The following is a 9,437-nucleotide window of genomic DNA, read 5'->3' on the forward strand; positions in this document are numbered from 1 at the left end:
ATCCTAAGTATTATCGGTTTGGTAATGGCTAACAAGAGTTTAAAAGAATATAAGTTAAATCCTGAAAACTATACACATCAAAGTAATACAAATGTGTCTACAGCAAAGATTTTAAATATTATTGCTTTGGTCGTAAGTTCAATAGTTACAATACTTTATCTATTATACTTTTTGTTTTATGGCGCTATTTTATCAACAGCACTTATGGAAGGGTATAACTTAGAAAATAATGGAGATGATTTTGAATATGAATGGGAAAATGATTCCATTTATGAGTATGATGATGAATACTATGAAATAGAAGAAGATACAATCCAAATAGATTCTTTAAAAGTGGATGATTTATTAGAATCTACAATAGAATCAGATAGTTTAAATATTAATTAAAATTTTAATATGGAGCTATGTCCTGCTTTTCGCTGTATCTCTCTTTAGTAAAGAGAGGATGCCGCTCCAATCAGGGCTAAAAAAAGCTTAACAATCAAACGAATCAAGAAATAAATAATAATATTATGGCAAAAGAAGTAAAAAATGTCAATTACGGATTGGAAAAAATCTTCGACGGAGCTCAAGATTTTTTGCCGCTTTTAGGAACTGATTATGTAGAGTTTTACGTTGGTAATGCAAAGCAATCAGCTCATTTCTATAAAACAGCTTTCGGATTTCAATCGTATGCTTATAAAGGATTAGAAACAGGTTCCAAAGATTCAGTAAGTTATGTATTGAAACAAGATAAAATACGATTGGTGCTTACAACTCCTCTTAACAGTAAGTCGCCAATAAACGATCATATTGTTAAACATGGTGATGGTGTAAAAGTGGTTGCACTTTGGGTTGATGATGCAAGAAAATCTTATGAGGAAACTACTAAAAGAGGAGCGAAGTCTTATATGGAGCCTACAGTAGAAACCGATGAGTTTGGTGAAGTTGTTCGTGCCGGAATTTATACGTATGGAGAAACCGTTCACATGTTTGTAGAACGTAAAAATTATAAAGGCGATTTCATGCCAGGATTTGTAAAATGGGAATCTGACTATAATCCAGAACCAGTAGGTCTAAAATTTATTGATCATATGGTTGGTAATGTTGGTTGGGGTCAAATGAATACATGGGTAAAATGGTATGAGGACGTTATGGGATTTGTTAATTTCTTATCCTTTGATGATAAACAAATTCATACCGAATATTCGGCACTCATGAGTAAGGTGATGAGTAATGGTAATGGTCGAATAAAATTCCCAATAAATGAACCAGCAAAGGCTGCAAAAAAATCACAAATTGAAGAATATTTAGATTTTAACGAAGATTCTGGCGTGCAACATATTGCTGTAGCAACCGATGATATTATAAAAACTGTGGCGCAGTTAAAAGCACGTGGTGTTGAATTTTTACCACCACCACCACAAGCATATTATGATGATATTCCTAGACGTTTAGGAGTACACATGGATATGATGAAAGAGGATATCAAAGAGCTTCAAAAGTTATCAATTCTTGTTGATGCTGATGAAGAAGGATATTTACTTCAAATTTTCACCAAGCCTGTCGAGGACAGACCTACATTGTTCTTTGAAATCATTCAAAGAATGGGAGCTCAAGGCTTTGGAGCAGGTAACTTTAAAGCGCTTTTTGAGTCTATTGAACGTGAACAGGCAAAAAGAGGAACACTTTAATTTTTAAAAACGAATGTATTGTCATTTCGAGCGTAGTCGAGAAATCTGGTTAAATTGTTAACAAAACAAACTCAAGATTCCTCCACTTCGGTCGGAATGACATTTTATAGATTGTTCGTTAAATTCTAACATAACTATAACAGCTTTATACATAATGGTTTCAATAAAATTTATATTTTTGGAATAGTAATTGTAATTCTCCCTATTAAACAACAAAATGTAACTTCAAGTTACTTTTACAATTATGTCTAAGATGAAAAATATACTACTTACAATAGGTTTTTTAATAGGAATGCAAATGTCTTTTGCTCAAGAGCAATCTGCATATCAAGATGGGGAATGGTTTAAGTTTGAAATGAGCTACAGCAATTTTCTTAAAGCAGGTAATGCTACTCTTGAGGTAAAAGATTCAAAAATTAACGGAAAGCCTGTATACCATGTTGTGGGTAAAGGTTGGACTACTGGAGCAATTAAGTGGTTTTTTAAAGTGAAAGATCGTTACGAGAGTTATATCGATAAAGAAACTGGAATGCCTTATAAATTCGTGAGAAAAATAAATGAGGGAGGACATACTAAAGATATTGAAATTGATTTTGATCATGAAAAGCAAGAAGCATTTATAGATAATAAAAAGAGAAAGACACATAAAACAGTAGCTACCGAAAAAGATGTCCAGGATATGGTTTCGGCATTTTATTACCTTCGAAATAATTACGATACAGAGAGCATAAGAGAGGGTGAAATCGTAACCCTAAATATGTTTTTCGATGAAGAAAATTATAATTTCAAATTAAAATTTTTAGGAAGAGAAGTTTTAGAAACTGAATTTGGAAAAGTAAAAACTTTAAAATTTCGACCTTATGTAATGGCTGGACGAGTATTCAAAGAACAAGAAAGTTTAACCCTTTGGGTAAGTGCTGATAAAAATAAAATTCCTTTAAAAATCAAAGCTGATTTAGCTGTCGGTTCGCTTCAAGCTAATTTGGAAGCTTTTAAAGGGCTAAAACATTCGTTTCAAATTCAATTTGACTAACTAACATGGAAGACATAAATAAGTTTGAAGATATACTTAAGCAAATACAAGAAAAGTATACTAAAATAGATCAAGATACAGATGATCATTTACAAGGCTTGCTTTACAGTAAACCAATCACATATTGGGACTATATTCAAACCGACGCCTTACTTAATCTTCAAATACAGCGCACAACACTTCCCGATGAAATGGTATTTATTGCCTACCATCAAATTAATGAATTACTCTTTAAAATGATTCTTTGGGAAATCCAACAAGTTGCTGAAAAAGAAGATTTAAATGCCAAATATTTTGAGAGTAAGCTCATGCGTATTAGTCGCTACTTTGATATGTTAACAACTTCGTTCAATATCATGCAACACGGTATGGAGATTGAACAATATATGAAATTTAGATATACGTTAACACCAGCTAGTGGGTTTCAAAGTGCACAGTATCGTATGATAGAATTTGCTTCTACAGAGCTAATCAACCTAATCGATTTCAGATTTAGAACTACCATAGATAGAGACACACCTTTCGAACATGCTTTTGAACATTTATATTGGCAAGCTGCTGGTAAAGATTACAAAACAGGGAAAAAGTCAACGCTTTTAGTCAATTTTGAAAAACGTTACAAAGGTGATTTTATTCGCTTTATGCAAACTTACAATACAAAAAATTTATGGACTCGCTTTAAAGAACTACCTGAAGCTGATCAAAAAGATGCTGAATTAGTAAAAGCAATGCGACATTATGATTACACAGTAAACATCACTTGGGTAATCGCTCATTACAATGCTGCTAAACACTACATAGAAAGTGGTATTGGTGATGGTGAAGCAACTGGAGGAAGCGATTGGAAAAAATACATGCATCCAAAATATCAAAGACGTATATTTTTTCCAGAACTTTGGAGTGAAGATGAACTAAAAAATTGGGGAGAAAATCTATAGAACTAGTTAATGCAACCAAAACAATTATTAATAGTACTTTTTATCTGTATTGGCCTATGGTCTTGTAAAGACGATGATAATAAAATAGATACTGATACAACACAAACACTTACTGAGCCTGAACAAAAAAAAGAATTTGGTTTTGTTCTTGAAGATTATATAGTCAAACGTGATACCATAAGAAAAGGGGATAGCTTTGGCGAAATTCTTGAGCGTAATCATATTGGATATCCTAGAATTTTTAATATTGCTGAAAAAGCGAAAGACAGCTTCGATATTAGAAGATTACAACTAGGAAAACCTTATACACTTTTGTGTGCTAACGATTCCTTACAAACACCTGAATGCTTTATATATCAACCCAATAGTATTGATTATGTAGTTATTAATTTTGCTGATTCTGTTCAGACCTATAGAGGTAGGAAACCTATTTCTTTAGTTGAAAGAGAGGCTTCTGGAATTGTAATGAATAGCTTATCTGAAACTATGGAATCACAAGGTCTGCCATATCAACTAATTAATGATATGAGTGATATTTATGCTTGGACTATTGACTTCTTTAGACTCCAAAAAGGGGATCGTTTTAAAATAGTTTATAAACAACGTTTCATTGAAGATTCAATTTATGCCGGAATTGAAAGCATTGACGCAGCATATTTTCAACATAAAGACGAAGCATTCTATGCGTTCAATTTTATGGTTGATAGTACCAAGAATATTGCAGACTACTTTGATGAAAACACAAAGAGTTTAAGACGTACCTTTTTAAAAGCACCTGTTCAGTTTAGTCGTATTTCTTCGAGATATAATCTCAATCGCCGAATTGCGTATTATGGTTATAAATTGCGTCCTCATAAAGGCACCGATTTCGCAGCTCCTATTGGAACACCAATTTTAGCAACTGCTAACGGTACAGTTACAGAATCAAGACGTCGAGGTGGTAATGGAAAGTATGTGAAAATTAAGCACAATGCGACTTACAGTACGCAATACCTTCATATGAAAGCCCAAAACGTTAAAAAAGGAGATTTTGTTAAACAAGGTGATGTGATTGGTTGGGTTGGAATGACTGGTAATACAGGTGGTCCTCACGTATGTTATCGCTTTTGGAAAAATGGAAAACAAGTCGATCCATTTAGACAAAAACTTCCAGCTGCTGAGTCTATTCCAGATTCGTTAAAAACGGATTATAAAACATTTATTAAACCATTAAAATCTCAGTTAGATCAAATTCAATTTGAAGATAACGCAATTGAAATTCCTTCTGAAGATGATGTATTAACTTCTAAAATTCAATAATGGCATTAAAAACCATCAATCCAACTGTTACAAAAGCTTGGACCAAATTACAAGCACATTATACAACTATAGAAAACACACACTTAGTCGATTTATTCGCTGATAATGCCAATAGAGCTAATGAGATGAAGCTGCATTGGGAAGACTTTTATGTAGATTATTCTAAACATCGAATATCTAAAAAAACACTTGATCTTCTCACAGAGTTAGCAAATGAAGTGGATTTAAAAGATGCTATAAATAAGTACTTTGGTGGCGCAGTGATTAACAAAACTGAAGGACGTGAGGTGTTACACACAGCTTTACGTAATCCTAAATCAGCTGAAGTTATTGTTGAAGGAAAGAATATTATGCCAGAGATTTTTGAGGTTAAAACTAAGATTAAAGACTTCTCTGATAAGGTTATTAGTGGTGACATAAAGAGTCATTCAGGTGCTACTTTTACAGATGTTGTAAATATTGGTATTGGTGGTTCAGACCTTGGTCCAGCCATGGTTGTTGATTCTTTGGCGTTTTATGCGAATCACTTAAACACACATTTCGTAAGTAATGTTGATGGTGATCATGTTAATGAAGTGATTAAACATCTAAACCCTGAAACAACGCTTTTTGTAATTGTATCCAAAACATTTACTACTCAAGAAACCTTATCTAATGCAAATACAATTAGAGAGTGGTTCTTAAAGCATGCGCCAAAAGAAGCTGTTTCTAAACATTTTGTAGCTGTATCAACTAATATTGAAAAGGTAAAATCTTTTGGTATTGATGAAGACAATATTTTTCCAATGTGGAATTGGGTTGGAGGAAGATTCTCCCTTTGGAGTGCTGTAGGTTTATCTATAAGTTTAGCTGTAGGTTTCCAAAATTTTGATGCATTACTTTTAGGTGCTCATAAAATGGATGCACATTTTAAAACTGAAGATTTTGACAAGAATATTCCAGTGATTACTGCCTTATTAAGTGTTTGGTATAATAATTTTTTCAATGCAGAAAGTGAAGCAGTTATTCCATACTCTCAGTATTTAAATCAGTTTGCAACCTATTTGCAACAAGGTATTATGGAAAGTAATGGTAAAAGTATTGACAGAAATGGAGATGCAATCGATTATCAAACGGGAACGATTATTTGGGGAGAACCTGGAACAAATTCTCAGCATGCCTTTTTTCAATTGATACATCAAGGCACAAAATTGATTCCTGCTGAGTTCATTGGATTCGCTAAATCATTACATGGTAATCAAGATCATCAAGATAAGTTAATGTCTAACTTTTTTGCCCAAACGGAAGCCTTAATGAATGGCAAATCTGAAGCTGTTGTAATTGATGAATTAAAAGCTCAAGGCCTTTCCGAAGAGAAAATAAAAGAATTAACGCCTTTTAAAGTATTTGAAGGCAACAAGCCAACAACGACTATTTTGATAGATAAACTAACTCCAGAAAGCTTAGGAAAATTAATAGCCATGTACGAGCATAAGATTTTTGTACAAGGTATTATTTGGAATATTTTTAGCTATGATCAGTTTGGAGTTGAATTAGGAAAACAATTAGCAAACACAATTCTAAAAGAGTTAAATGATACTAGTATTTCTAATTCTCATGATGCATCCACTCAAAATTTGATTGATTATTATAATCGTATAAAATAACAGATGGTTTTGTCATTTCGACAGAGTGAAGAATGAACGACGAGAAATCTTTATGACAGTTATTCTTTCCACTCAATAGTTTCCATGATGTGTTTGATATCGTCTTTTAGATAAACAGCCGCAGGATAAATAGAGTCGTAGTTAGGTATTGCATTAAAGTAAAGTGAACCCACTAAGAAGTGATTAATGCTATCTGTAACATAAAATTGAGATTGCGAGGCTGCATTTCCTCCAACTTCATAAAACATTCCAAACACTTTTTTCTTGGGGTTTTCATAAATATCACCTTCAATTTCATCGGCTATCATAGTGTGCTTTTGAGTAAGGTTTTGAGCGTCTCTTAATAAATCGGTAAGATTATTATCCTTTATTTCTTTATAAGTAAGGTATACAGTTCCTTTAAGTTTAGGGTAATTAATATTTACACCATAAATGTTATTTACACCATCTAATTTTATTTTAGAAATCGGATCTGCTATTTCATTTTTTTCAAACGTAAAAGGTAATGGAATATCTACTGTTTTGTATTTAGGCTGTGGATACTCTAAACGCAACATCGCTTTTGGTTTTGGAATTGGATCATTGCCACATGAAATGCATGAAACGATGACAATACATAATAACAGTAACTTTTTCATAGTTGATTTTATACTCTTAATAGCTAAACGAATTCAAATGTATTTTATTAGTTTAAAATAGTAAATTTAATGTCTTTGAGACGTTTCTTATCTATCGCTTCAATAGTAAACACATAATTTTTAAAGTTTATTTTACTTTTCAATCTTGGAAAAATTCCAGAAATTTCTAAAACAAAACCAGCAATCGTTTCCGCTTCACCTTTATGATTTTCAAAAACAGATTCATCATCAATATTGATAATCTTATAAAAGTCTTTTAAAGTGGTTTTTCCTTCAAATGTAAAATTATTGTCGTCTATTTTTGTGTAGATGATATCATCATCATCAAATTCATCACTAATATCTCCAACAATTTCTTCAATCACATCCTCTAATGATACTAGTCCAGAGGTGCCACCATATTCATCAACGACTACTGCCAAATGGACTTTCTTATCTTGAAACTCGACCATTAAATCATCTAATTTTTTATTTTCAGGCACAAAAAATGGTTCACGAAGTAAAGTGGTCCAATCGAGTTGTTTACGATCAATATGTGGTAATAAATCTTTTACATATAAAATACCTGTTACAGAATCTATGCTATCTTTATATACTGGTATTCTTGAATACCCATTCTTGGTGATTTCTTCAATAACTTCACTAAACTTCTGGTCTTCACTAAGTGCAAAAATATCTACTCTCGGACGCATGACTTGTTTGGTATCTGTATTTCCAAAAGACACAATACCTTGTAAAATTTTGTGTTCCTCTATAGTGGTGTCACTATCTGATGTAAGTTCTAATGCTTGCGATAATTGATCGACACTAAGGTTTGATTTCTGTTTGCCTAAGCTATTATGAATTGCTAGTGTCACAAATCGCATAGGCATACTTATTGGCGAGAAAATAATATCTAATGCTTTAAGTGGTCTTGCCATAAACGTTGAGAATTTTACTCGATTTCGACTCGCATAAATTTTTGGAATAATTTCACCAAACAATAATATCAAAAAAGTAATCACCACAACTTCCAATAAAAACCGCATCCAAGTAACTTCAATAGAGTCAAATAATTGCTCGCCCAAATAAGCAAACAAAATAACAATGCCTATGTTTATGAAATTATTGGCGACTAATATGGTTGCTAGTAATTTTTTTGGTCGTTCTAAAAGTTTTGAGATGATTGAAAATGACTTTGGTTGCTCTTCTAAACCAGTATCAATATCAGATTTAGTTAACGAAAACAAAGCGACTTCAACGCCAGAAACGAGTGCAGAACAAAATAGCAGAATAACCAATAATAGTAATCCAGAAATGAGTGCTGAATTTCCAGAGATTAGTAACAGTATTAAACACGAGGGTTCAGGATCCAAAATAAATTGCTTTAAGGTTTAAAATGGTAAGTCATCATTATCATCTGCAATAGGTTGTGAAATTGTGTTTTGTGTTTGCTGATTCTGATTTGGTTGAGGTGTTCCTTGACCAGCTGACGCTTCATTTTTATTAGTTAGAAATGTGAAATCTGTGCATTGTATCTCAGTTGAATAGCGATCATTTCCTTTGTCATCTTGCCATTTTCTGGTTTTTAATCGCCCTTCAATATAAACTTTATCACCTTTAGATAAATACTTTTCGCATATCTCTGCAGCTTTATTTCTAACAACTACATTATGCCATTCGGTATTAGTAACGCGTTCGTTAGTTTGTTTGTTGGTGTAGGTTTCATTAGTTGCTAGTGGAAAGCGTCCAACGCAATTTCCACCATCAAAATAATGCATTTTCACTTCATCACCCAAATGCCCAATTAGCATTACTTTATTTAATGTTCCAGACATAGTTATTTGTTGTTTAAGATTACAAAACTAAACATTTTGTAATGGTCGTATTAAAAGTATGAAAAAATTGTGAGTTCTTTAAATTGTAAAATTAAATTCCTCTATGAAATTACCAATCAAAATTGGTGCAGGAAACGTTTTTAATTTCGAAATAAGAATCCCTTTATGAGGAAGCTTATCAACTTCAATAATCCAAAACTTAGTATGTAAATGTTGATGAGATAATTTATGCACAATCTCTTTTGTGTTGTATAAACTAAATTCAAAAGTCATATCCTTAAAGTAAGAGCAAATTTTAGGGTGTGTTTTGAAATCTTCCGAATCTATAGCTTGCTCTGTTTCGATTAAAGGAAACTGATATAGATTTTGCCAAATCCCTTTTGTGGTGCGCTG

General features: G+C 32.5%; 10 protein-coding genes. 6 read left to right on the forward strand and 4 right to left on the reverse strand.

The features are described 5' to 3' along the window. The 6 genes from AB8B90_RS10120 to pgi form a co-directional block, all read left to right on the forward strand. Positions 1-387: hypothetical protein (locus tag AB8B90_RS10120; RefSeq protein ID WP_405336475.1), on the forward strand; the 387-nt coding region annotated here is incomplete at its 5' end. Positions 388-512: 125 nt separating this feature from the next. After that, a complete protein-coding gene (gene hppD, locus AB8B90_RS10125; protein WP_405336477.1) occupies positions 513-1,673 on the forward strand; it encodes a 4-hydroxyphenylpyruvate dioxygenase in 1,161 nt (386 codons plus the stop codon). A gap of 253 nt (positions 1,674-1,926) precedes the next feature. Continuing rightward, on the forward strand, positions 1,927-2,706 hold the full coding sequence (locus AB8B90_RS10130; protein WP_405336479.1) for a DUF3108 domain-containing protein: 780 nt from the start codon (positions 1,927-1,929) through the stop codon (positions 2,704-2,706). A gap of 5 nt (positions 2,707-2,711) precedes the next feature. After that, positions 2,712-3,644: a tryptophan 2,3-dioxygenase family protein gene (locus AB8B90_RS10135; RefSeq protein WP_405336481.1), complete on the forward strand. Its 933-nt coding sequence runs from the start codon at positions 2,712-2,714 to the stop codon at positions 3,642-3,644. A gap of 9 nt (positions 3,645-3,653) precedes the next feature. Then, on the forward strand, positions 3,654-4,943 hold the full coding sequence (locus AB8B90_RS10140; RefSeq protein WP_405336483.1) for a M23 family metallopeptidase: 1,290 nt from the start codon (positions 3,654-3,656) through the stop codon (positions 4,941-4,943). After that, positions 4,943-6,589 (forward strand): glucose-6-phosphate isomerase, encoded by a 1,647-nt coding sequence (gene pgi, locus AB8B90_RS10145; RefSeq protein ID WP_405336485.1) that lies wholly within the window; start codon positions 4,943-4,945, stop codon positions 6,587-6,589. Before AB8B90_RS10140 ends, pgi begins: the two co-directional genes overlap by 1 nt. Before the next feature lie 59 nt (positions 6,590-6,648). Here pgi and gldD read toward each other — a convergent pair whose 3' ends face one another. The 4 genes from gldD to AB8B90_RS10165 form a co-directional block, all read right to left on the reverse strand. Then, positions 6,649-7,227, reverse strand: a complete 579-nt coding sequence (gene gldD, locus AB8B90_RS10150; RefSeq protein ID WP_405336487.1) for a gliding motility lipoprotein GldD — start codon at positions 7,225-7,227, stop codon at positions 6,649-6,651. Between the two features lie 47 nt (positions 7,228-7,274). Then, positions 7,275-8,582: a gliding motility-associated protein GldE gene (locus tag AB8B90_RS10155; RefSeq protein ID WP_405336489.1), complete on the reverse strand. Its 1,308-nt coding sequence runs from the start codon at positions 8,580-8,582 to the stop codon at positions 7,275-7,277. Positions 8,583-8,600: 18 nt separating this feature from the next. After that, on the reverse strand, positions 8,601-9,044 hold the full coding sequence (locus tag AB8B90_RS10160) for a single-stranded DNA-binding protein (RefSeq protein WP_405336491.1): 444 nt from the start codon (positions 9,042-9,044) through the stop codon (positions 8,601-8,603). Positions 9,045-9,122: 78 nt separating this feature from the next. Then, positions 9,123-9,437: NUDIX domain-containing protein (locus AB8B90_RS10165; protein WP_405336495.1), on the reverse strand; the 315-nt coding region annotated here is incomplete at its 5' end.

It is taken from the genome of Psychroserpens sp., from assembly GCF_045105015.1.
In the GTDB taxonomy this organism is placed as follows: Bacteria; Bacteroidota; Bacteroidia; order Flavobacteriales; family Flavobacteriaceae; genus Psychroserpens.